The sequence below is a fragment of the Celeribacter ethanolicus genome (genome assembly GCF_002407265.1).
GTDB classification, from domain to species: domain Bacteria; phylum Pseudomonadota; class Alphaproteobacteria; order Rhodobacterales; family Rhodobacteraceae; genus Celeribacter; species Celeribacter ethanolicus.
On record NZ_CP022197.1, the window covers coordinates 92,009 to 115,520 of the forward strand.

At 57.7% G+C, this 23,512-nt stretch carries 22 protein-coding genes; 10 read left to right on the forward strand and 12 right to left on the reverse strand.

The window, feature by feature from the left end; all coding sequences use genetic code 11:
- Positions 1-11 precede the first annotated feature (11 nt).
- The 4 genes from CEW89_RS20310 to CEW89_RS20325 all read right to left on the reverse strand — a co-directional run bounded on the left by CEW89_RS20310 (position 12) and on the right by CEW89_RS20325 (position 3,015).
- Complete coding sequence (locus CEW89_RS20310) at positions 12-956, reverse strand: c-type cytochrome (protein ID WP_066707480.1); 945 nt, start codon at positions 954-956, stop codon at positions 12-14.
- A gap of 2 nt (positions 957-958) precedes the next feature.
- Complete coding sequence (locus CEW89_RS20315) at positions 959-1,531, reverse strand: c-type cytochrome (protein ID WP_066707483.1); 573 nt, start codon at positions 1,529-1,531, stop codon at positions 959-961.
- 426 nt (positions 1,532-1,957) lie between these two features.
- Positions 1,958-2,422 carry a c-type cytochrome gene (locus tag CEW89_RS20320; protein WP_066707486.1) on the reverse strand — a complete coding sequence of 155 codons (465 nt, stop codon included), beginning with the start codon at positions 2,420-2,422 and terminating at the stop codon, positions 1,958-1,960.
- A 29-nt stretch (positions 2,423-2,451) separates the two neighbouring features.
- Entirely contained in the window at positions 2,452-3,015 is a 564-nt protein-coding gene (locus CEW89_RS20325; protein WP_066707488.1) for a L,D-transpeptidase, read from the reverse strand.
- Positions 3,016-3,178: 163 nt separating this feature from the next.
- On the opposite strand from CEW89_RS20325, the gene CEW89_RS20330 reads away from it, so the two are divergent.
- The 8 genes from CEW89_RS20330 to CEW89_RS20370 all read left to right on the forward strand — a co-directional run bounded on the left by CEW89_RS20330 (position 3,179) and on the right by CEW89_RS20370 (position 14,501).
- Positions 3,179-3,475, forward strand: a complete 297-nt coding sequence (locus CEW89_RS20330) for a DUF2933 domain-containing protein (protein ID WP_066707491.1) — start codon at positions 3,179-3,181, stop codon at positions 3,473-3,475.
- A gap of 251 nt (positions 3,476-3,726) precedes the next feature.
- Entirely contained in the window at positions 3,727-5,907 is a 2,181-nt protein-coding gene (locus tag CEW89_RS20335) for a protein-disulfide reductase DsbD family protein (RefSeq protein WP_009573630.1), read from the forward strand.
- A 682-nt stretch (positions 5,908-6,589) separates the two neighbouring features.
- Positions 6,590-7,651: a YncE family protein gene (locus tag CEW89_RS20345; RefSeq protein ID WP_096807335.1), complete on the forward strand. Its 1,062-nt coding sequence runs from the start codon at positions 6,590-6,592 to the stop codon at positions 7,649-7,651.
- Positions 7,652-7,684: 33 nt separating this feature from the next.
- On the forward strand, positions 7,685-9,070 hold the full coding sequence (locus tag CEW89_RS20350) for an MBL fold metallo-hydrolase RNA specificity domain-containing protein (protein WP_066707496.1): 1,386 nt from the start codon (positions 7,685-7,687) through the stop codon (positions 9,068-9,070).
- Entirely contained in the window at positions 9,067-10,581 is a 1,515-nt protein-coding gene (locus tag CEW89_RS20355) for a thymidine phosphorylase family protein (protein ID WP_066707498.1), read from the forward strand. The genes CEW89_RS20350 and CEW89_RS20355 overlap by 4 nt, the downstream gene beginning before the upstream one ends.
- Complete coding sequence (locus CEW89_RS20360; RefSeq protein ID WP_009573625.1) at positions 10,581-11,471, forward strand: ribose-phosphate diphosphokinase; 891 nt, start codon at positions 10,581-10,583, stop codon at positions 11,469-11,471. Before CEW89_RS20355 ends, CEW89_RS20360 begins: the two co-directional genes overlap by 1 nt.
- Positions 11,472-11,536: 65 nt before the next feature.
- Positions 11,537-13,897: a copper-transporting P-type ATPase gene (locus tag CEW89_RS20365; RefSeq protein WP_096807336.1), complete on the forward strand. Its 2,361-nt coding sequence runs from the start codon at positions 11,537-11,539 to the stop codon at positions 13,895-13,897.
- Between the two features lie 121 nt (positions 13,898-14,018).
- Entirely contained in the window at positions 14,019-14,501 is a 483-nt protein-coding gene (locus tag CEW89_RS20370; protein WP_009573623.1) for a c-type cytochrome, read from the forward strand.
- A gap of 57 nt (positions 14,502-14,558) precedes the next feature.
- Here the strand turns inward: CEW89_RS20370 and lgt are convergent, their stop codons facing one another.
- The 8 genes from lgt to CEW89_RS20410 form a co-directional block, all read right to left on the reverse strand.
- Positions 14,559-15,464: a prolipoprotein diacylglyceryl transferase gene (gene lgt / locus CEW89_RS20375; RefSeq protein ID WP_009573622.1), complete on the reverse strand. Its 906-nt coding sequence runs from the start codon at positions 15,462-15,464 to the stop codon at positions 14,559-14,561.
- A 97-nt stretch (positions 15,465-15,561) separates the two neighbouring features.
- On the reverse strand, positions 15,562-16,725 hold the full coding sequence (gene ccmI / locus CEW89_RS20380; RefSeq protein WP_009573621.1) for a c-type cytochrome biogenesis protein CcmI: 1,164 nt from the start codon (positions 16,723-16,725) through the stop codon (positions 15,562-15,564).
- On the reverse strand, positions 16,722-17,192 hold the full coding sequence (locus CEW89_RS20385) for a cytochrome c-type biogenesis protein (RefSeq protein ID WP_009573620.1): 471 nt from the start codon (positions 17,190-17,192) through the stop codon (positions 16,722-16,724). Before CEW89_RS20385 ends, ccmI begins: the two co-directional genes overlap by 4 nt.
- Before the next feature lies 1 nt (position 17,193).
- Positions 17,194-17,754 carry a DsbE family thiol:disulfide interchange protein gene (locus CEW89_RS20390; protein WP_009573619.1) on the reverse strand — a complete coding sequence of 187 codons (561 nt, stop codon included), beginning with the start codon at positions 17,752-17,754 and terminating at the stop codon, positions 17,194-17,196.
- A 3-nt stretch (positions 17,755-17,757) separates the two neighbouring features.
- Positions 17,758-19,758, reverse strand: a complete 2,001-nt coding sequence (locus tag CEW89_RS20395) for a heme lyase CcmF/NrfE family subunit (protein ID WP_009573618.1) — start codon at positions 19,756-19,758, stop codon at positions 17,758-17,760.
- 47 nt (positions 19,759-19,805) lie between these two features.
- On the reverse strand, positions 19,806-20,105 hold the full coding sequence (locus tag CEW89_RS20400; protein WP_009573617.1) for an SHOCT domain-containing protein: 300 nt from the start codon (positions 20,103-20,105) through the stop codon (positions 19,806-19,808).
- Between the two features lie 22 nt (positions 20,106-20,127).
- Positions 20,128-21,513, reverse strand: a complete 1,386-nt coding sequence (locus CEW89_RS20405) for an ATP-binding protein (protein ID WP_009573616.1) — start codon at positions 21,511-21,513, stop codon at positions 20,128-20,130.
- The gene (locus CEW89_RS20410; protein ID WP_009573615.1) at positions 21,510-22,232 is read right to left on the reverse strand and encodes a response regulator; all 723 of its coding nucleotides are present in this window, start codon (positions 22,230-22,232) and stop codon (positions 21,510-21,512) included. The genes CEW89_RS20405 and CEW89_RS20410 overlap by 4 nt, the downstream gene beginning before the upstream one ends.
- Here CEW89_RS20410 and CEW89_RS20415 point away from each other — a divergent pair.
- Entirely contained in the window at positions 22,194-23,024 is an 831-nt protein-coding gene (locus CEW89_RS20415; RefSeq protein ID WP_081423917.1) for an EF-hand domain-containing protein, read from the forward strand. The genes CEW89_RS20410 and CEW89_RS20415 overlap by 39 nt on opposite strands.
- Before the next feature lie 89 nt (positions 23,025-23,113).
- Positions 23,114-23,500, forward strand: a complete 387-nt coding sequence (locus tag CEW89_RS20420; protein WP_009573613.1) for a DUF302 domain-containing protein — start codon at positions 23,114-23,116, stop codon at positions 23,498-23,500.
- The last annotated feature ends 12 nt before the right edge of the window (positions 23,501-23,512 follow it).

The window sequence follows — 23,512 nt, forward strand, 5'->3', positions numbered from 1 at the left end:
CTCTATTGCAGTCACATGTCTTTATTAGCAGCGGCGCCCTCGCCCTGAGCGACCCGGTCGGCTCGAGGTTCGTCACCATCAAGCAAGTACACGGCCATCGCTTCCAGATCATCGGGGGACAAAAAGCGCGTATTGCCCTGCACGACCTCCACCATGCTGCCGCCGAAAGCGTCGCCTGACGGCGTCACGCCAGTACGCAACGCATAGGCGAGGTTGGAAACGGTCCAGCCGCGTTCCGCCAGTGAGTTCGGCGTGATCGAAGGCGCCTTGCTCCCCCCTGGCAATGCCTCATTTCCAGCAAAAACCGCGTCAAGCAGGCGCCCGCCTCCGATATTGCGTGGCGTGTGGCAAGCACCGCAATGTGCTGCACCTCGAACCAGCTCGCGACCGCGGTTCCATTGTGCGTTTTTCTCGTCAATGGGTTCCGTGGGTGGATCGTAGAGATAGGCCGCCCGCCATAGCTTCAGGCCCCATCTCTGATCGAAAGGAAACTTGACATCATGCTCAAGCGCTGCCTCGGCGACCGGTGGCACGGTCTGGAAAGCTGCCCAAAGGTCGGCAATGTCCTGATCCGTGAAATCCGCATAGAACGGATAGGAAAAAGCGGGATAATACGGCTCTCCGCTAGGACTAATGCCCTGGCGAACCGCCTTGGCGAACTGCTCAACCGTCCACCCCCCGATGCCGCTCTCTTTGTCTGTCGTCAGATTGGGCGGAAAAAACGTGCCAAAATCTGTCGCCAGCCCCGCGCCGCCTGCGAGTGCGGCGCCGCCAGCCTCTGAATTGGTGTGGCATGAAATGCACCCGGATACGCGAGCCAAATAGGCGCCGCGCTGGACATCACCCGTTTGCGTGATCGACGCGGGCACCTTGCCAATCGGCCAGATCACAAGGCCGCCGACCACAAGGGCGCCAAGCGCCCCTGCAGCAAAGACCAGTTTTTTCATCCGGCCCATCTTTACTTCGCCTCGTAGCGGAATTTCGCGTGACATGCCGAACATGTCTGGGTCACCATGTTGAATGCCCCATCTGCGGGCATCGAGGCATAGTCCATCATCGGGCTTCCTGACGAAGTTCCCATCATGGACGAAGCTCCCATCATGCCACCGGGGGATTGCGTGCCCATCATAGAGCCTGCATCCATTCCCGCCGCTGACGCCATAAGCCCGTTGTCGGCGGCTTTGGCAAGACCTTCGCTAACCACCTTGAGCTGCTCTGCGAGCGCACTGAATTCTTCCCAATCCGACCAGATCTCGGGCTTTGCTTCCGACGGTTTCCCAGCAGACCCTTCGGGAAACAATTCGGTCATGCCTTCGCTATGTTCGACAAAGACGCGTGCTCCCGCACGAACAGCTTCAGCATCATAGGTGATTTCACCACGCATCATCGGAGCCAGTTCTTTGACCGATTGCCCCATGGCCATCATGCCGTCCATGCGTTCCTTGACGACGCCTTCCGCGCCACCATGTGCAAATGCAGCTGCGGCCATTGTCGTTCCTGCCAAGAGGCCGATCATCAGTTTGCTTTTCATCGTTCCGTATCCTGTATTTCCATGCTTGATAGATTTAATTTGATGAGGCGTGGTTGCCCCTAGGTCAGGATAGGTGTTTGGGAGGCGGGGTGTCCCTTAGGACATTCCGGTTAGAAAAGCTCTGATCTGGATGTTCGCGAGGCAATTGCGACAAGTTGGTCGAAGCTCTCGGAGCTGATAAAATGACAATTACCATATTTTTCGAGCAGTCCGGCCCCGGATCGCAATGCCCGGGGAGAAGATTATCTGCATCTTCCTCATGAGAGGTCTGATGTTTTTGCGCACTTCGTTCGGAAACTTTGGCAGCGACCGTTTCATGGCCAATTGCATCGAGAGATCCCGCCGGGAGAACGACAAATAACGCAATCGAGACCAGCAGGAGAATCTGGATCGCGCTACGGAAGATGTTCAGCCTGACGACCAAAGTCAGTTGATCCCGTTCGCGCGCTGCAGTTCGCGCACGTATCCAGCAATCATCTTCACATCACCTTGGGTGAGGCCTTCAACGGGAGGCATATTGCCAAAATTCCAATGATGAGATTGGACGCCGTTTTGCGCCGCATTCAGGAACGCGGCATCGGAATGGTGGTTCGGCTCGTAGATTTTGTGAACAAGCGGAGGAGCGACCCCATTCTGGCCTGCGGCATTTTCACCATGACAGCTGGCGCATTTTGCCTCGAACGCGCGTTGCCCCATTTGGGCTTGCGGCGAAAACTCAGCGGGAATTATTACATTGGCAATGGGCGCGCCCTGAGGAATGCCGCTCGTGTCCGGCGGAACCATTGAGTGTCCTTGAGCGGTCTGCGCCGGGGCCGGCTGCAACGCTTGCCAACCGACCGCTCCAAGGCCGAGCACGAAGAACCCGCTAACGAACCATCCCCAGAAATTCATAGTGTTTTACTCTCCTGCATGTGATCCGTTCAGATCAACTTAACCTGCGTCCCGACCGGCGTGCGATCGAAGACCTCTTCTATATGTTCGTTGTAAAGGCCGATGCAGCCGTTTGATGATCGACGCCCGATTTTCCGCGTGTCTTGGGTTCCGTGGATCCGGTAGTATTGCCACGACAGATAGAGCGCACGCGTTCCCAGAGGATTGGAGGGATCTCCTCCAGGCACATAGGCTGGCCATTCCGGATTGCGTTCCCGCATTGAAGGGGTCGGCGCCCAACTTGGATTTTCCCGTTTCTCGACAACTTCTGTATACCCGCGCTTCGTCAATTCATCAGTCAAGGGAACAGAGGTCGGGTAAATCCGCATCTCTTCATCCTCTGTCCAGTGTTGGAGCACCTTTGTGACAGTATCCGAAATGATGATGCCCTTCCCGAGACGGTCAAAGTGATCACGCCAATTGTGGAGAACGAACGACGAGATATTGCGTCTTACCACACCAGCCTCTTCCGCCCGAAGAGTGTGGGGGGTCATCAAGAATGCGCCTGAAATTGCAATCAGGCTCCGCCTGTTCAAACTCGGTCTCTCTGCCATTTGTTCGTCCTTGGTTACTCAATTGGACGAGACAGGCATTGCTCAGATGGGGCTGAATCTCAACCGCAACAGGCCGCAAGATTTGTATCGAAGTGTATCCTTGACCTTCCAGCGGGAGATCAAGCTAAACAGGATGCGTTGACCAAAATCAGAGGTGGATTCCATGCAAGAGGATAGCGAGTCAGGTGGCAATCGCCACGGAAAGTTGATGCACTGGGGCATGATGGCTTGCTGTGCTGTCATGCTTCTACCCATCGCAGCTTTCCTGATTGGCGGAGGCACCGTCGCAGGCCTTTGGGCAAACGCTACCGTCTTTGCGCCTCTGGTGCTCTGCGTTGGCGCCCATTTTGTGATGCACAAGATGATGGGGCGTTCATGCCATGGAAGCAAAGAGCACAAGCAGACCGCCCCCCAGCCAGTGCCGATTGAAGATATGACCGACAGCGCCGTCCGGCGGTAAGTCGAAATGAGAACAAGAGCGCGGCTGGCGACTGTCTTCTTGGGAGCGATTTTCGTGAGCGCTTGTTCCGGCGGACCAGTCCTGTGCCCGACAAACCCGCCGCCAACTTTGTCGACAAAGTCACCAGAGCTGGAGCTGCCCAATGGATGTCGTCTGGCAGGGCCTATCTCCAACGGTGTGGGCCAGTTGGATTGTGTAAACGGCCGATCAGGCTTTGTTGCCACTCAAGTTCAAAGCCTGGAGATAGTGCGATGACCATCTGGCGCTCGCCAATCCGTCTTGCTTTCTGCGGTACCCTCGCTGCCGCAATGTTCTGGCTCTTGATCCCCTTTGCTGCAACGGCCGAGGTATCAGTCGCCCACAAGGTCACTGCGGTGGAAGCGCGGCTGATCTCCGCCGAGGATGCCGTTTCCGCCGAAGCTCAAACGCTCTCCGCCGGTCTGGATCTGAACCTTGCTGACGGATGGAAAACCTATTGGCGTTCGCCTGGCGAGGTTGGCATTCCGCCACAGATCGACTGGAGCGGGTCGACGAATGTCGCGGGCGTTGATTTCCTATGGCCTGCGCCCGAGCGGTTCACTGCCTTTGGCATCGAAAACTTCGGCTATCATGATGAGGTTGTCTTTCCACTTCAGATCACCCTGAAGGATCCTGGGGAACCTGTCGAACTCAGAGCAAACGTCAAGCTCTTGACCTGCTCAGCAGTTTGTGTCCCCCAGGATTTTGACTTGGCACTTTCGTTGCCTCAGGGGAACTCAATCGATCAAGTCTCGGCTAATCGTATCGGGGCATTTCTCGCACGCGTTCCGGCGGAAGGAGGAGCGGCAGGCGTGACCGCCGCCACATCCCATATAAACGATGATTTCACCCGCCTAACGATAGAAATAGCTGCCACGACTGCCTTCAAAACCCCGGACGTCTTTCCTGAAATTGGTGATGGCAACACGTTGGGGAAGCCCGACATTCGCCTTGGGGCAAGCGGGCGAACGCTTTGGGCTGAATTCCCAATTCTTGCCTACATGGCAGATACAGACGCGCCGCCACGGGTAACCGTGACGGACGGGCCGGATCACGCCCTCACCGTCACGCCAGATCGGGCAACAACCGCCCCAACTCCCCCTTTCAGTATTGATCGGGTGGTCCCCGGCATTGATCAAGTGATCTGGATCGCCATCATCGCTTTTCTTGGGGGCTTGATCCTGAACGCCATGCCTTGCGTGCTTCCTGTTCTGTCGATCAAGTTATCTTCTGCCCTGAAATCCGAAGGACGCGGCAATGCCCAAGTCAGGGCAGGCTTCTTGGCCGCCGCCGCCGGAGTCATGGTCTTTATGTGGGCACTCGCGGCTGTTCTCTTCGCATTGCAAAAGATTGGCGTTGCCGTCGGTTGGGGGCTCCAGTTCCAGAGCCCAACGTTCCTGGTTCTGATGCTCCTGATCCTTGGTCTGTTCACCGCAAACCTGTTTGGACTGTTCGAATTCTCTTTGCCAGCCGCCCTGACAACGCGGTTGATGAAAGCAGGAGGTACGGCCGGTTATGGAGCGGATTTTGCCACCGGATTTTTCGGGGCGGTCATGGCTACTCCCTGCTCCGCGCCGTTTCTTGGAACAGCTATCGCATTCGCACTTGCGGGGCGGGTGATAGACATCGCTGTCGTTTTCACCTTTCTCGGGTTAGGTCTGGCCAGCCCATATCTGTTGGTGGCCATCGTGCCGAACGTTGTTCGGTTCGTGCCCAAGCCCGGCCGCTGGATGATCGCCTTGAAAGCCGGCCTTGGCATCCTCCTGATGGGTACCGCGGCATGGCTGTTCTATGTCCTGCTCGGCGTTGCTGGATCGCGCGCGGCCCTAACAGTTGCATCTCTCGGTGCGGTTATGCTCTTCATAGCGGCATCGCCCTGGGTGCCAAGATCTCTTCGCTGGCCCTTTGGGCTGGCGCTGGCGGCACTCGCGGTCGCGGCCGCGCCATTCTTGGCAACACCCGCCGCACCCGATGCCCAAGCAGGAAAAATTGCCTGGGTCACATTTGACCGCGGCGATATTGCCCGTCGGGTTTCACGCGGAGAGGTCGTTTTTGTCGATGTAACCGCCGATTGGTGTTTGACCTGCAAAGCCAACAAGGCGCTCGTTCTTGAACGCGACCCGGTTCTTTCGGCATTGAACAGCTCTGGTGTCACGCCGATGCTGGCCGACTGGACCCGCCCAGATGACGCGATCACCCGTTTTTTGGAGACCAACAACCGTTACGGCATTCCATTCAACGCGGTTTATGGGCCGTCTGCTCCCGAAGGAATTATCCTGTCTGAAATATTGTCGACTCAGGATGTTCTTGCTGCTCTGCACGCGGCGCGTCCGGGGGCCGCTCAAGCAACGCTCATCGAGGACGATGTGAAGGTTTCCAGATTTGGAAACACTTTGGAGCAAAGTGCCGACTGAGTAATTTCGCCTAAGCTGCGCATCAAGGACGCCGAGTCAGGCAGCATTTAACGCCCTGATTTAGATCAACCACACCATCTGGATAGCGTGTTATAATCACCTAGGAAGGACTCAAATCATGCGATCAAGGCCACATATCGATGTCAGAAGAGTGTCGCGTATTCGCGTCAGCTTCGTCCTGATATTGATCGGAGCCTTGTTTTTCGGTCTCATTGCCGATGGTTTGCATGCGCATGAGGGCGAGCCTGCCGGGTTAGAGACGCAGATTGTTCAGGTCACCGACGCAAATTCCTCCGTCCACGTTATTCTGGACGCGGATTGCGGAATTCATCCCGGTTGCGCCGCTGCTCTGATCCCTAACGGGCTTGTCAGCGCAGTAGTTTCGAACCGTAGCACGCGAATGGTAATGTCGTGGCGGCAATCGGCGTCTTTCGCCGATGACGAATTCATACACGTCCCCATTCTCTTCTGAGCATTCCAGTCAGCGAGGTAGCGAAGCGCCTCCCTTTCGGCTTTTACGCCAATCGTGACGCTTAGGTTTTTCGACAGGCTCGTAGTCTGGATGTCCGGATTCTGCCTGACCGCGCTCCTCACTTCATTCGCTCCTATTAACCGTGGATCCGCCGGTTTTCTGCCCTCGCCACGGCCACCGCATGATCTCGACCAGATAAAGGTTCCAAAAATGAACATGTCGCCCCGCATCGCCTATACGCTCGCCACTTTGTTCGTGTCAGCACCAGCTTTGGCCGCTCCGCCTACGGTCTTCATTCCAGAGGGCAGCGCCAATTCAGTCCTGATGGTTCAGGCGGAGACTGGAAAAGTCCTGCGTCGGATCAATGATGTCGAGGCGGTCCACGGTCTCGCAGGCGCACCCGGCGTGCCGTATCTGGTCGCCGGCAGCTATTCGGAGATCCCGCGCGAGGATGTCGCGGCGCTAGAAAAGCCCTCCACCGTGTCTGCAGACGATCACGCCGCGCACCACGCACCAAAGGCCGCGCCAATGGGGCCACCCGATGCCGGGATCAGTCTTCTCTCGATTCTGGACGCAAAAAGTGGCGATATCCTGCGTCGGATAGAGGTGCCGGGTGCCGTACATCATACGGCAGTTTCCCCTGATGGACGCTTTGCCGTTGCGACCCATCCGGCAGGTGACGGAATATCGGTGATTGACCTGGCGACTTTCGGCATGACGGCATTTGTCCCGACTGGATCGATGCCGAACTATGCAGCGTTCGGAACTGATCCCAATCTCGTCTACGTCTCCAACACCGGTAACGGAACGATCAGCGAAGTAGACCTGTCGCGGGGTATCGTTCGTCGCAACTTCATTGCAGGTGACACCCCGGAACATACGGCGGTTTCGCCCGAAACTGATCGACTCTTTGTGGCAGACGCGGACGCAGGTCAGGTTCTGGAACTGTTTTTGAGTACCGGTGAAAAGCTGCGGACCTTCGAAATTGGCGGCGAGATTCATGGACTGGGGCTGTCAAATGATGGGGCAACTTTGTTCGTCGCGGGTAGGGGAGAGGACAAACTCGCCTCAGTTGCACTCGCTACCGGGGAAGTGCGCACAGCCACGCTTGCACCAGAACCCTACCACCTGACGGTAATTCCAGGCTCCGACATCCTTTATGTCTCAAGCCGTGCAGAGCCCGTGGTTTGGCTCATCGATACCAGCTCACTGCAAACGCGTGAAACAGTTTCTGTCGAAGGAGAAGGACATCAGATGGTGGCGCTTCCCTGAAGGGCTGCCGATGGGAATGAAAGGCACAGGATCATGGCACAGGACACTCGCCCAACACTTCGTTTTCTGGGAGCCGCCGGAACAGTAACCGGATCGCGCTATCTGATTGAAACCGGGGATCGCCGCATTCTAGTTGATTGTGGCTTGTTTCAAGGCTTCAAATCGCTGCGGGACCGCAACCGCAAGGCGTTTCCGGTACGCCCCTCCACCATTGACACCGTACTTCTGACGCACGCGCATCTCGATCACTCAGGCTATCTGCCTGCGCTGATCCGCGGCGGGTATCGAGGGAAGGTGATGTGTACCGAAGCGACGGAGGAACTCTGCGGCCTGATCCTGCCGGACAGCGGCCATATCCAGGAAGAGGAGGCACGTTTTGCCAAAAGGCACCGATACTCCAAGCACAAGAACCCCAAGCCGCTCTACACGTTGAAAGATGCTCAGGCGGCGCTTGAGCATTTGCACAGAGTTCCCTTCAACAGCACAATCGATGTTGGTGACGGAATATCCGCAGAGTTCATCCCGGCGGGCCATTTGCTCGGTGCGGCGCAGATCCGTATCAGACTGCCGGGAAGGACAATCCACTTCAGTGGCGACCTCGGCCGACAGAACGACGCACTGATGCGACCACCACAACCGTTCTCAGGTGCGGACGTGTTGGTTTGTGAATCCACCTATGGCAATCGCCATCACGCAGCCATCGACGCGGAGGAAGAGCTTCTGCCAATCCTGAAACGTGTTTTCGGGCGGGGCGGTACGGTTCTCATCCCCTCATTCGCGGTTGGGCGCGCGCAGGGGCTTATGTATCACATTGCACGCCTGCAAAACCGCGGCGAGATCCCATATGTGCCGGTTTATCTCAACTCGCCAATGGCGATCGACGCGACCGAAATCTACCACGGCCATCACGAAGAACATCACGTTGCCTGGGAGGATTGCCTTGCGATGTTCCAGATCGCCAAGCGGGTCACTTCGGTCGAGGAGTCGAAGAAGCTGAACACGCAGCATGGCCCGATGATCATCATTTCGGCGAGCGGCATGTTGACCGGCGGGCGGATCCTGCATCACCTCGCCAGCTTCGGCGGCGACCCGCGCAACGCAATCCTGCTGTCGGGCTTTCAGGCTGGCGGTACCCGCGGGGCGGCACTGGCCGCTGGCGCGGACAGTCTGCGCATGTTCGGTCGAGATTTCCCGATCAGGGCAGAGGTGATCCAGCTCGAAGCCTTTTCCGGACATGCCGATGCCGAAGAGTTGCTGGCCTGGATGCGCGCGTCGGATCGCGCGCCGCGCATGACCTATGTGACTCACGGCGAACCTTCTGCCTCGGACCGGCTGCGCTGGCGGATCGAACATGAACTCGGCTGGCCTGCCCGCGCCCCCGAACACCTCGAAACGATCCGGCTGGACAATCCAAAATGACAGAAATCGACAATACGCTCGCCCTGTCCCGCGCGGGGATCGACACTTACCGGCAACCCGTTGTCTTCATGCGCGAAGACTGCCACGTCTGCCGCGCCGAAGGCTTCGCAGCCCTGACCCGGATCGAGGTCACGCTCGGCGACAGGTCGGTGATTGCCACGCTGAACGTGTTGACCAATGGCGACTGGCTGCCCGACGACACTGCCGCCTTGTCGGAAGAAGCCTGGGCCGCCCTGAAGCCCCAACCGGGGGACCGGGCAAGTTTTACGCACCCGGAGCCACCGGACTCCGTCTCAGCGATCCGCGCCAAGGTCTATGGAGAAACCCTTGAGCAGCAAAGGTTCGACGCAATCATTCGTGACGTCCTCGATCATCGTCTCTCCGATCTCGATCTGGCAGCCTTCATCACCGCCTGCGCGGGCGACCGGCTTTCGATTGCGGAAACCATCGCACTGACCCGATCCATGCAGGCGGCGGGCGAAACGCTGGATTGGGGCGGCGCCGAGATCTACGACAAGCATTGCGTCGGGGGGCTTCCAGGAAACCGCACCACGCCGATCATCGTTTCGATCATCGCGGCGGCGGGGCTGATGATCCCCAAGACCTCTTCTCGCGCGATCACTTCCCCCGCAGGCACGGCCGACACGATGGAGGTCATGGCTCCCGTCTCGCTCGACATCCCCGCGTTGAGACGCGTCGTCGAGGCTGAGGGCGGGTGCATCGTTTGGGGGGGCAACCTCGCTCTCAGCCCTGCGGACGATGTTCTGATCCGGATTGAACGGCCACTCGATTTCGACAGCGACGGACAGCTGGTGGCGAGCGTCTTGTCGAAGAAGGCTGCGGTCGGTGCGAAGCGCGTGCTGATCGATGTGCCCGTCGGACCAACGGCCAAGGTCCGCTCGGCGGAAACCGCCGCTGCGCTGGCAGAGCGGCTCCGCGCCGTTGGCAAGGCCATCGGCCTGACGCTCTCGATCCATCAAAGCGACGGGACTGCACCTGTCGGCCGCGGAATTGGACCCGCACTTGAAGCCCAAGATGTCCTTGCCGTGCTACGCCGCAACGAGAACTTCCCTGTCGACCTGCGCGACCGTGCACTCGACATCGCTGGAGCGCTGCTGGACCTTGTCCCCGAGACGGGCAGCGCGGGAGGGCGAAAGGTGGCCGCACAGCTGCTCGACAGCGGCGCTGCCGAGGCGAAGTTCATGGCGATTTGCGATGCACAAGGCGGTTTCACTGAGCCCGGTGAGGCGCGTTATCATGCGGTGATCACCTCCCGCACGGCGGGGCGCCTCATTGCGATTGACAATCGTCGCATCGCGCGCACAGCGAAACTCGCCGGCGCACCGCGGCAGCAGCTCGCAGGGCTGCGCCTTCTGGTCCAGATCGGTGACCATATCGAATTTGGCAAGCCGCTGTTCGAGATCCACGCCGAAACGCTGGGAGAACTGGAATACGCCCGCTCCTATGCCGAGGCGCAATTGGGACTTTGCACAATTGAGGAGGCAAACTGATGACCATTATCGCCCCCTTTCCCGGCATGGAGCCATTGGCGCGCAGAATGGCGGCGACATCCGGTGCCGAAATCCAGCCGGTGGACTTGCACCATTTTCCCGATGGTGAAACCCTCGTGAAGCTCGGCGGCGATCCTGCAGGACGCGAAATCGCCTTCCTCGCCACGTTGCGCGATCCTGATCGGCTGGCGTTGCCTCTGCGTTTCGCAGCTCTGACGGCGCGCGAACTTGGGGCCGCGCGTGTGGGGCTGGTCGCGCCCTATCTTGGCTACATGCGCCAGGACAAGCGGTTTCATCCACGCGAAGCTGTGAGCGCCCCGATCTTCGCGGGATTTCTTGATGAATGTTTCGACTGGGTGATGACCGCTGACCCCCATCTGCATCGCAACCCGAGCCTTTCAGCGCTGTTCCGCATTCCCGCATATCGTGTCGCCACAGCCCCTCTGCTGGCCGACTGGATTGCGGCGAACGTTCCAGAGGCCGTGCTCCTTGGGCCTGACAGCGAAAGCCAGCAATGGGTGGCTGAAGTCGCCAGGCTCGCCGGACGCCCCTACGAAGTGCTGACAAAACATCGCTCCGGGGATCGGCAGGTCGAGATCAGCCTGCCGGGCAGCGCCGTTTTCCGACAGGGGACACCCGTGATCCTCGATGATATCGCCTCGTCCGGACACACGCTGATCCGAACGCTCGAACAACTCGAGCAGGCCGGTGCCCGACCTGCGACTTGCGTAATTATCCACGCGGTTTTCGCACACGGCGCAGAGGAAGCAATCCGCCATGCCGGTGCCGCGCGGATCGTCAGTACCGATACGATTCCACACTCAACGAACGCAGTCTGCGTCGGCGAGCTGTTAGCGACAGAAATGAAAGTTGCTCAATGCGCCACTTGACCTTCCAGTTACTGGAAGAATTAGGTTTGAGGCAATGAGCTAGAAATACGGGAAAGGATCCCCGAATGAACAACCATCACGAACATGCCAACGGATCTGACGATCAAGTTCCTTCTGGCTACGCGGGCACGGTCTTCACTTGCCCGATGCACCCCGAGGTACGCCGCGCCGAACCGGGAGATTGCCCGAAATGCCAGATGCATCTGGTGCCGGAGGGCGAGCCCTCGCAACACCACGCCCATCATCAGCACACGGGCGACGCGGTGGAGCCAAACCACTTGGACTCGGTTCCCAACGACTACACTGGCCCGGTTTATACCTGTCCGATGCACCCTCAGGTGCGCCAGACGCATCCCGGGTCTTGTCCGATCTGCGGTATGGGGCTGGAACTGGAATCGGCCGCCATGGAAGCGGAAGGCCCGAACCCGGAGCTTGTGGATTTCAGCCGTCGTTTCTGGGTGGGGGCCATTTTGACCGTACCGCTCCTTGTGCTGACCATGGGCCCCTATCTTGGCCTGAGCGGGGTGCGCGAGATATTCGGAGAACGCGTCACCCTCTGGGTCGAACTCGCGCTCGGGACACCCGTTGTCTTTTGGTCCGGCTGGCCTTTCCTTGTTCGTGGCTGGAACTCGTTCCGGACAAGGAACCTCAATATGTTCAGTCTCATTGCCATGGGTGTAAGCGCCGCATGGCTGTTCAGCATCATCGCCGTCCTGGCACCGGGCATATTCCCCGATGGGTTCCGGGATGCCGAAGGGCATGTCGGCGTCTATTTCGAGGCGGCGGCTGTGATCGTCACGCTGGTCCTTGTGGGACAGGTGATGGAGCTGCGCGCTCGCGAAGGCACTGGCAAGGCGATCCGTGCTCTTCTGGATATGGCCGCCAAGACGGCACGTATTATCCGCGACGACGGAAGCGAGGAAGAGGTTCCATTGGAACAGGTCCAGGTCGGCGACCGACTACGTGTGCGACCCGGTGACAAGGTGCCGGTCGATGGTATGGTCGTCGAAGGCAGGTCCTCAGTTGACGAAAGCATGATCACGGGCGAGCCGGTACCTGTAGAAAAGGTCGGAGGAGACCCTGTAACGGGTGCCACGATCAACGGAACCGGCAGCCTGATCATGGAGGCGACGCGCGTCGGCGCCGACACGATGCTGAGCCAAATCGTCGAGATGGTGGCCAATGCGCAGCGGTCTCGCGCGCCGATCCAGAAATACGCCGACAAGGTCTCCGGATATTTCGTGCCTGCAGTTATTGGCATCGCCGTGCTGGCCTTCATTGGCTGGGCCATTTGGGGCCCGGTCCCGGCCCTTTCCTATGCTCTTATTGCGGCCGTTGCCGTTCTCATCATCGCTTGTCCCTGTGCCCTCGGCCTTGCGACACCGATGTCTATCATGACGGCGACGGGGCGCGGCGCGCAGGCGGGTGTCCTGATCAGGAATGCAGAGGCACTGGAACGGTTCGAGAAGGTCGATACCCTGATCGTCGACAAGACCGGCACGCTGACGGAAGGCAAGCCGAAACTTGTCGGCGTCTACCCTGAACCGGGTCACGATGAGGTAGAAGTGCTTCGGCTTGCCGCATCGCTGGAACGCGGCTCCGAGCATCCTCTCGCGGAAGCCATCGTACGCGGTGCTGAAGAGCGTGGCGTCGACCTGGCAAAAGCCGACGCCTTCGAGGCGGTCACCGGCAAGGGCGTCAAAGGCACGGTGGACGGGCGGGTAGTGGCGCTCGGCAACGTGAAACTCCTGACTGACCTCGGACTTGATGCAGCAGAGCTTCGGGACAAGGCGGATGCCCGTCGGGATAATGGCGAAACGGTTATGTTTGTCGTCGTCGAGAATGACGTTGCCGGTCTTTTCAGCGTCGCAGACCCGGTAAAGGCGACCACACCGGCCGCCCTGAAGGAACTGCACGCACTTGGGTTCCGTATTATCATGGCGACGGGAGACAATGAGCGTACCGCTAGGGCCGTCGCGTCCAGTCTAGGCATCGACGAGATCCGCGCCGATGTGATGCCGGAAGACAAAGCGAAGATCATCAAGGAACTTCAGGCCAAGGGGCACAAGGTTGCCATGGCCGGCGACGGTGTCAACGATGCACCTGCCCTGGCTCAGGCCGATGTCGGGATTGCCATGGGCACCGGCGCCGATGTGGCCATTGAGAGCGCAGGGTTCACGCTCGTCAAAGGGAACCTCGACGGTATCGTGCGTGCGCGCAAACTCGCCCGCGCGACCATGCGGAACATACGCCAGAACCTGTTCTTTGCTCTGATCTACAACACTGCGGGCGTGCCCGTCGCTGCGGGGATCTTGTTCCCATTCCTCGGGATCTTGATCAGTCCGATGTTTGCGGCCTTTGCCATGAGCGCTTCCTCAATCTCGGTCGTCCTAAACTCCCTTCGGCTACGGCGCGCGCAGATTTGAGGGGAAACAAGAACGATCGCGAGGTCCATCAGACCGTTCAATAAACAGTATTGGGTACAATCCATCGCCGGAGAAGGGGCAACAGCGTTCAGACAATCACCTGCAAACCAAGGAGACCAAAATGACCTACATTTCCAGACAGATGATCTTAGCCATTGCTGTGGTGTGGGCGCTGCCAGTCGGCGCCCAAGACAGCGGGCATATGACAGATAATGGGGCGATGAGTCAGATGATGAGCTCCGGACTGTTCCTGCCAAACATGGATGCAGCCAAGGGGCGTGCGCTGTTCGCCTCGAAAGGCTGTGTCGTTTGTCATTCTATCAACGGGGTCGGAGGCGAGGATGCCCCCGCCCTTGATGCAGCGTATATGGACCTGCCAATGAACCCGTTTGAATTTGCCGCCCGAATGTGGCGCGGCGCGCCGGCGATGGTCGCTGCCCAAGAGGATGAGCTCGGCGGGCAAATTGAATTCACAGGTCAGGAGCTTGCCGATATCATCGCGTTCGTTCACGATTCCGAAGAACAGAAGGCATTCTCTGCCGGCGACATCCCCGAAAAGATTGAAGAAATGATGCACCAAATGGGTGAGGAGGATCACGACTGAAGCGTCAGGGGATATCGCAGTAGAATAAGGCAATGCGTCGAAAGTTTCATTTGCGCCCTAAGATGCCGATCCTATGGCGGACCGCTTCTGCGCCAGCCAAAGTAATCCAAATCCCGCGGCTAACATCGGCAAGGAAAGGAATTGCCCCATCGTAAGCCCCCAGTCACCAAACTGCACAACATACCCAATCGGATTGTTCACGTCTGCGAATTGAGCGTCGGGCTGGCGAAACAACTCTACAAAACTTCTCGCAAAACCATATCCGGCCAGGAAGAGCCCGCAAATTGCCCCTGGTGTCCTAAGCCATCCGCGCCGCCACGCAAGGAATAGGAGAGCGAAGCCAAGCAACAGGCCTTCCAAAAGGGCTTCGTACAGTTGCGAAGGATGCCGTGCGCAAATGTCGGTTATTCCCGGGCATGATTGCGCTGCGTCACCGGGAAATATGACGGCCCAGGGCATGTCCGATGGGCGGCCCCATAGTTCATTGTTTATGAAATTTGCGATCCGGCCCAAGAACAAGCCCGGAGGCGTTGCCAGAGCGAGAAGGTCAGCCATGCTCAGGAGCGGCATACGCTGACGGATGCCATAAACAAGCGCGGCAATGGTTACGCCAGCAAACCCACCATGAAATGACATTCCCCCTTGCCAGACCTTCAGAATTTCTAACGGATTGGCAAGATAGAACCCGCGCTGATAGAACATCACGAACCCTAACCGCCCGCCAACGATCACCCCGATGATAATCCAGGTCAAAAGATCCTCAATTTGGCGCGGTGTTAGCGGGGCGCCCGATGCAGGCCACAGAGCGGCGCGTTTGACCGTGGCAACACAAATTCTCCAGCCGACGAGAAGGCCGATGATATAGGCCAACGCATACCAGCGGAGAGTCAACGTAAACGTGCCGATCTCAACCGAAAATATATCCGGCCCGATATTTGGGAACGGAAGTGCGGACAAAGGCATGGACATTCTTTCTAGTCATTCGGGTGAGGTCGGATCGTGCACATACGCCGTTCGTGCTCTCTCATGGTTTGTTCATCGCGAGTGAAGCTTCCGCGGGCTATTGGCCCGACTGGAGTTCTTCCAAGGACTGCAAAATGACACTTTGGCGCGGGTCTTCGGAGGAAACGGGCACCAATAGCTCTTTGGCTCGACTGTACGCGTTCAAGGCGAGGTCAGTTTCGCCGAGCACCCTGTAGGCCCTGCCAAGACGCATCCATCCATCGATATCGTCTGGTTCAGCCTCAAGGCGTGTTGCCAAACGTTCCACCATGGATCGGATAAATGCATCTCGATCGACATCATCCATCTGGCTGGCCGCTTCGACATCTGCAGCAGTGGGGCCGGGCGAATTGCCTGACATTACTGGAGCATAATCCGACAAACTGATAGGCGCTCGGCCCAGTGCCGCACCTATCCGGTTTGCTTCCGCGACAAATGTTTCCATCCAGGGTGCGAACCCATCCACTTCGTCCAATCGCGTGAGAAGACGATTGTAGGCCTGCTCATTCGCACCCGCTTGCGCAAGCCCGACAGCATCGTAAAAAGTTCCAGCAGGATTGGTCGGATCGAGCTCAAGTGCTCTTGCAATGGCCCGCTTCGCTTGGGGTGTCACGATCCCCTGTTCGGAAACGATGAGAGCTTCCGCATAGATCGAAAACACAGCAGAATCGGCATTCATGGATTGTGTTGCACGCTCGTAGGCCGATGCGGCATCCGAAGCGCGGCCCAATTTCATGAAGGTCTGTCCAAGGAGCATCCAGCCCTCCAAGGCTCCGCCTTCTGAATCCGCCTGCAACCGCTGCAATAGCTTCTGCGCCAACGCTTCGATTTCACGATTTTGCGCGACCTCTGCCTGGCGATCCTCGAAAGCGATGCTGGATAGGTTTGGCGCTCCAGCAAAACTGTAATACCCCGCCGCGAACAGCGGCACAAAGACCGCAGCAGCCATGAGTATGACCCTGCCGCCGCCGTTGGATTCCCCGGTGTTTTTTACTCTCCCCACGGAGAGAACCCGCCGCTTGATTTCCTGTCGCGCCGCATGCGCCTCTGCGACAGAAAGCAGGCCGCGTTCAGCATCCCGATCGACTTCAGACAACTGGTCCTTCAAAACTGCGAGAGTCCTGTCTTCGGCCGGACCTTGCACCAAGGCAGGCTTCCACGCCGAAGCCGCAACAATACCTGAGGCAGTCAAGGCGAGGACTGCCATTGCAATCCATATCATCGGTGGTCCCCTTCGCTGGATGAAGTGAAAATGCGTGCGACCTCGGCCTCCTCGTCATCGCTCAGGTCTGCGATTTTTTTTCTTTTTCGAGAGCCCATCAGGATGCCGCCACCGATCCCCAGAGCCAAGAGCCCAAGGAGTGGGGGGGTAAACCAGAGAGCGTAGGTCTCGGGTTTAAACGGAGGCTTCAGTAGAACGTAATCGCCGTATCTCGCTTGGATGAAAGCAATTGCATCTTCGTTCGTGTCACCCGCAACCAACCGTTCCCGGACCAAAAGTCGTAGGTCGCGCGCAACGCCGGCGTTCGAGCTGTCAATATCCTGATTTTGGCAAACTACGCAGCGAAGCTGCCTGGAAACCTCCCGTGCCCGAGCCTCGAGGATTGGATCGGAGAGGATTTCGTCGGGCTCAACAGCCTGCGCAGACATTGGCATGATGAGTGCCAACACAAGGAAAAAACGACGCATGTCAGCTCCTCTCCTCTAACACACCCGCTTGTCGGAGAGCCTGGCGAAAGGTTGATACAGCCTCTTCACCGACGATCGGGCCGACGTATCGGTAGAGCACCGTTCCATCGCCTCCGACAATGAATGTCTCGGGCACACCCGAAATCCCCCACTCGATCCCGGCACGACCTGACAGATCCAAGCCAATACGTTCGTACGGGTTCCCGAGATTTTGAAGCCAATTGACCGCGTCTACCGGTTGATCCTTGTAGTTGATCCCGAACAAACGCACGCCATCGCGCTCAACCAAAGCGCTCAGAACCGCGTGTTCGGCACGACAGGGAACGCACCAGGAAGCGAACACATTAACGACGACTGGCGTTGGGTTTCCGAGCAGGTTTTCCCGAGACAGTCCCTGTACATCAAGACCCGGCACCGGCCCGAGAATGAACGAGGGAGCTGGCTGAGAAATGAGAACCGAAGGAATCTCGCTTGGGTCACGATTGGGATTCAGGCCCCACAAGAAAAATCCGCCGACAATCACTGCCAGTACCAAGGGAATAATCGCTACAGCTCGTTTCATTGCTCACTCCGCTGCGACCGGTTTCGTGGATCGTGCCTTGGAGCTTTGGGGTGCCCCGACCCGGAAGCGGCGATCGGACAAGGACAGACTGCCGCCTATGACAAGCATGGCCGCACCCAACCAAAGCAAGCCGACGAATGGCTCATAGAGAATACGCAGAGTCCAGGCACCGCTCTCTTCGGCTTTGTCCAGAGAGGGTTCCGTGATCGAAGCGTATAGGTCTCCCGCCAGGGTTGACCGTATCGCCGATTCTGTTGTCGTACTTTGTGCGACCGGATAGCTGCGCCGTTCAGGTTTGAGAGCCGTCACGAAAGAGCCGCCCCTTTCGACGCGCAGGGTTCCCTGATCCGCAATATAGTTCGGGCCACGAACGCGCTGCACACCTTCAAATGTGACATCAAATCCCGCAATGTTGACACTCGTGCCGGGCTCTACAAATGCGATCTCTTCAGATTTCCAAACCGAAGAGCCAATCATGCCGATCATCAAGACCGCAACTCCCGCATGAGCGAGCGTCATTCCATGCGCCGCGCGGGGCAAATTGCGGGCACGCCGGATGCTTTCCTGGAGCGGAACCTCGAACAAACGAACCCGCAGCGCCCATTCACGTAAGGAAGCAAAAAACAACCAAAGCGCGATGAGGATCGAAAGATATGCCAACACGGGCCCGCCTTTGGCGAAATACCAAATTGCGAGCGTTGCCAGCACCGCCAGCACCACCACGAAGCGGACACGTTGAAGCACTCCGACGAGATCGGCTCGTTTCCAGGACAAAAACGGCCCCAGACCCATGACAAAAACCAAGGGGAGCATCATTGGTACGAACGCGCCATTGAAGAACGGCGGACCGACGGAAATCTTGTCACCAGAAACGGCTTCGAGAAACAGCGGATAAAGCGTACCGAACAGAACCGTGCCAGTCGCTGTAGCCAGGATCAGGTTGTTTAGCAACAACCCTGCCTCTCGACTAATCGGCTTAAACAACCCGCCACCTTCCATCATTGGCGCCCGCCACGCATAGAGTGCAAGTGAGCCACCAATTGAAATCGCAAGCAGGCCAAGAATGTATAGGCCTCGCTCCGGATCCACGGCAAAAGCATGCACAGAGGTCAGCAAGCCAGACCGAACCACAAATGTGCCGAGGAGTGACAGCGAAAACGTCAAGATCGCGAGTAGGATTGTCCAGCTTTTGAACGCGTCACGCTTTTCAGTGACAATCGCCGAATGGAGAAGTGCTGTCCCGAGAAGCCAGGGCATAAAACTGACATTTTCAACCGGGTCCCAGAACCACCATCCACCCCAACCCAGTTCGTAATATGCCCACCACGATCCCAGAGCTATCCCCGCAGTCAGGCTGATCCACGCGGCCAGTGTCCAGGGTCGAACCCATCTTGCCCAGGCTGTGTCGATCCGTCCCTCGATCAAGGCTGCGGCTGCAAACGAAAAGACGATCGAGAAACCGACATATCCAAAATACAGCAGAGGCGGGTGCATCGCGAGGCCGATATCCTGGAGCAGAGGATTGAGGTCAGCGCCATCAAGCGGCGGAGGAAAGACGCGCTCGAACGGATTGGATGTGAAGAGAAGGAAGGACAGGAACCCGACGCTGATCCATGCCTGCATTGCCAAAGTTCGCGCTCGAAGTGTTTCCGGTAGGTTTGAGCCGAAAGCAGCAACCGCAGCACCGAAGATGGTCAGAATGAAGACCCAGAGAAGCAACGATCCTTCATGACTTCCCCAAGTCGCCGCGACTTTGAAGATCATTGGTTTCAGCGAATGCGAATTGTTCGCAACGTTCAAAACAGTGAAATCAGAGACAACAAAAGCGCGCATCAAGGCTGCAAAGGCAAGTCCGACGAAGACGACCTGCCCAAAAGCAGTCGACCGGGCCGAACGCATCCAGAGAAGATTGCCCCGGGCCGCGCCGAAAAGAGGAATAGTCGATTGGACGAGGGCCAACGCCAATGCGAGGGCCAGCACAAAATGGCCGAGTTCCGGGGTCATAGGAGCCTCACGATCTTTAGCAGTGGGGTCGACTGGTGATCACTTTCTCAGTCGTCTAGAGCGGCTTTGCGCTTGCGATACTCTTCTTCATCAATCTCACCGCGCGCGAAGCGATCCCTGAGAATGTCATGCGCGCTCGACCCGGAGGCACGGCCCTTTTCGCTGAACCAGCGAACGGCGAAGAATATCAGCGCAATAATCACGCCCCAGAACACGATCATCATCAGCCCTCCCAGCATTCCAAATCCACCGCCCCACATGTGGCCGTAATAATCTCCGCCGGGGTCCGCCATGGCGGTCGTCGCGAACAGTGTGAATGCTGCGGTTGTGTTGGTAAGTCTAAGCATGTCGGTTTCCTTTTCTGTCATTTCATGTTTCAGCAACTGGCAATCGAATTGTCGCGATAAGCCCCCCGTCCGGGTGGTTCGCCAGACTGATCTCCCCACCCTGCGCACGAAGAATGGACCTTGCGATCGACAGGCCCAGCCCATGCCCGCCGGTTTCCAGAGATCGGCTTTCTTCAAGCCTGAAGAATGGGTCAAATATGCGTTCCAATTCTGCGGTTGGAATCCCCGGCCCTCTGTCAGTGACGGAAATTTCTATTTCCCCCTCGGCTGATATCCAGCCCAGGGTTGCGGACCCGCCGTAGCGCACCGCGTTCTCGATCACGTTTCGCAATGCGCGTCGAATGGCATTGGGGCGCAATCGAACCGTGACTTCGGGGCCGTCAGAGAGCACAAACGGTACGACCATATCCCCCCGCAGAGCTTCTAGGAACGATTGCAGGTCAACATCCTGCATTGGTTCGTTCCCTGAGAGACCTTTCGCGAAGGTAAGGGTTGCTTCCACCATCGACTGCATTTCTTCGACGGTTGCGACGAGACTCTCTCGGGTTTCGTCTTCCTCTACCATTTCTGAATGTACTCTCATTGCGGTGAGCGGAGATCGAAGATCATGTCCAAGGGCCGCCAGAACCCTCGTTCTGTCGGCAACGAACCGTGTCAGCCTGTCCTGCATACGGTTGAAACCAGCGGTCAGCTCCCGAACCTCCTGGGGTCCCCGTTCTGGCAACGCGTCTATGTCTTCTCCACGCCCCAATCGTTCCGACGCCCAGGCCAATCGCCGCAGAGGGCCCAGCAGTCCGGTCATGACAAACCAGCTCACTGCGACCAACAGGGCCATTGCCGTCAGACCAAATGTCAGCATGGAATAAAGCGGCCACTGGATCGGCGGACGCTCAAAGCGCGTACTTACGTTCAACCACTGGCCGCCGGCGATCGAAATTGAAAGGTTCATCTCGATTGCGGACAGTTCACCTCGCATCATGGCCAAGTGCATCTCGGTCATTTCGTGCGAAAGGTTCGGTAGCGGCAGGATCGCGCCTTGGATCTGGTGAAGCTCCACACGAATGTCGCGACTGTAGCTGTCGTTCAGGAGTGCGCGGACGCGGGTTTCAACCAACCCGCCATCCGAATGGTCGCTATGTTGCACAAGCGGCTTCGTCCCGAGGTCAAAGCGAACAAGGGGCGAGTTCGCCGCGCGGATAATTGATGGGCGCAGGTCAGCGGGTGCCTCTTCAATCAAGCGCGCAACATTTGCCGCTCGTCCAGCTGCCTCAAACCCAAGAGCAGCCCGTATGGCGAGGCTTCGTTCATCGGCGAAGAGCCACAGGCTGACAAACTGTGCGATCCCCAACGCGATAATGATGAGAAGAACGAGTTGGACCCGGAGAGATCGTAGGAGCCGCCAGATCATTCGGACACCTCGACGTCGACCGACAGGCAGTAGCCGCCGCTTCTGATCGTCTTGATAATACGTGGACGGAGAATGTCGGGCTCGAGCTTTCGCCGAAGGCGCGAAATCTGGTTGTCAATTTTCCTGTCCAACGGACCAGCGGAAATGCCCTGAGAAAGATCTAGCAACTGATCGCGGCTCAACACCATCCGAGGGCGCTCCAGAAGGACCGTCAGCAGTTTGAATTCTGCGACCGTAAGAGCGGTCTCTTGTCCCGCGTCGTCGAGAAGCACCTGCCGGTCTACATCCAAGGTAAGGTGTGCAAAGCGGACTTTGCGGCCGCTCAGAGATCCGGTGAAGGCCTCTTTGTGCTCGCTTCTTCGCAGGACGGCTTTGATCCTCGCAAGGAGTTCGCGTGGATTAAACGGCTTGGGAAGATAATCGTCCGCACCGATCTCCAAACCGACAATACGGTCCGCATCTTCACCGAGCGCGGTTAACATGATGATCGGCAGTCGCCCTTCGCTTGACAGACGTTGGCAAACGGAAAGGCCATCCTCGCCAGGCATCATGATATCCAGGACCAGTAGGTCGAAGCTTCCGACAGCCAGCTTCGCGTCCATCTCCGCCGCATCCTTGGCAGCGGTTGCTCGCATGCCATTCTTTTCCAGATAGCGGGTTACACTTTTCCGGATCTGTTCATGGTCATCCACGACGAGAATATGTGGCGCGTGTTGCATGGGGCCCTTCTAAAGCATTGGAAATCAGACGGTCAGGTTCCTTTTTGTCGCCAATTGTATCAGCCCCTGTCCATTGCGACAGACGGATACAAATCCACGGGTGTACGTCCTTACATTCAAATGTTTGATGCCAAGTTGTATGAGGTCAAAAGAAGGAAAGGCTTCAAAATGTCCTACTCAACAAAAGTTTCTACCGGTCTTCTGGTTGCCGTTCTCACAGCAGGTGCTGCGCTCGCCGATGACAGCCATCACCAAGCTGCGGGCGGTGAAAGCGTCTCTCCCAATGTACTTGCTCAACCGATGGCAGGGACGGGCGGGCCCGGAATGATGATGGGTGGCGGCATGATGGATCCCAGTCAGATGGCCGAGCATCTTCAGATGATGCACGGCATGATGCGCATGATGATGCAAATGCATTCGGGCATGATGAGCGGAAACGGCAGCATGATGGGACCAAGCACAACCGGTCAAGGTATGTTCCCGATGATGGGGGGCAACATGATGTCAATGTTCGATATGGATGGAAACGGCGCGGTGTCTCCCGAAGAGGCGCATGAGGGCCTTCAGTCGATGCTGTCGGACTATGACGCCGACGGTAATGGCACGCTCTCGATTGACGAATTCGCGTCGCTTCACGCCAAGGCGATGCGCGAGACCATGGTCGATCGTTTCCAGATGCTTGATGCTGATGGCGACGGCCAGATTTCTCAAGGCGAAATGGTCGCCCCTGCCGACAACATGGCACAGGGTATGGCCGCAAATCCCGGAATGATGACGGACGAAGACAACTGAACCCCGTCGTTCAGAAATTCCCCATTCAGGTAAGCCCGTCAACGGTTCGGTGCTTTGGGTTTGCCTGAACAAGATCGAGAGGGCTCAAAATGAGTTATACCTACAACAGACATCTGCCCAATACGGCGATTGATGATGCGGAGATGCGCCTGCGCGAAGCCCTGAAAGAAAAGGGATTTGGTGTACTGACCGAAATCGACGTACAGGCAACAATGAAGAAAAAGATTGACCGCGACATGGATGGATACCGCATTCTGGGTGCGTGCAACCCTCATATGGCATGGGAGGCCATTGGGCTGGAGCCCCGTATAGGATCGATGCTGCCTTGCAATGTGATCTTGCGGACGGTCGAAAACGGCACTGAAATCAGCGCTGTTGATCCAGTGGCTTCGATGGCCGCTGTCGAGAATGAGAAGCTGCACGAAGTCGCCGCGCAGGTGCGCGATATGCTGCGATCTGCGGTTGATAATGCATAAACTAAACTGAGG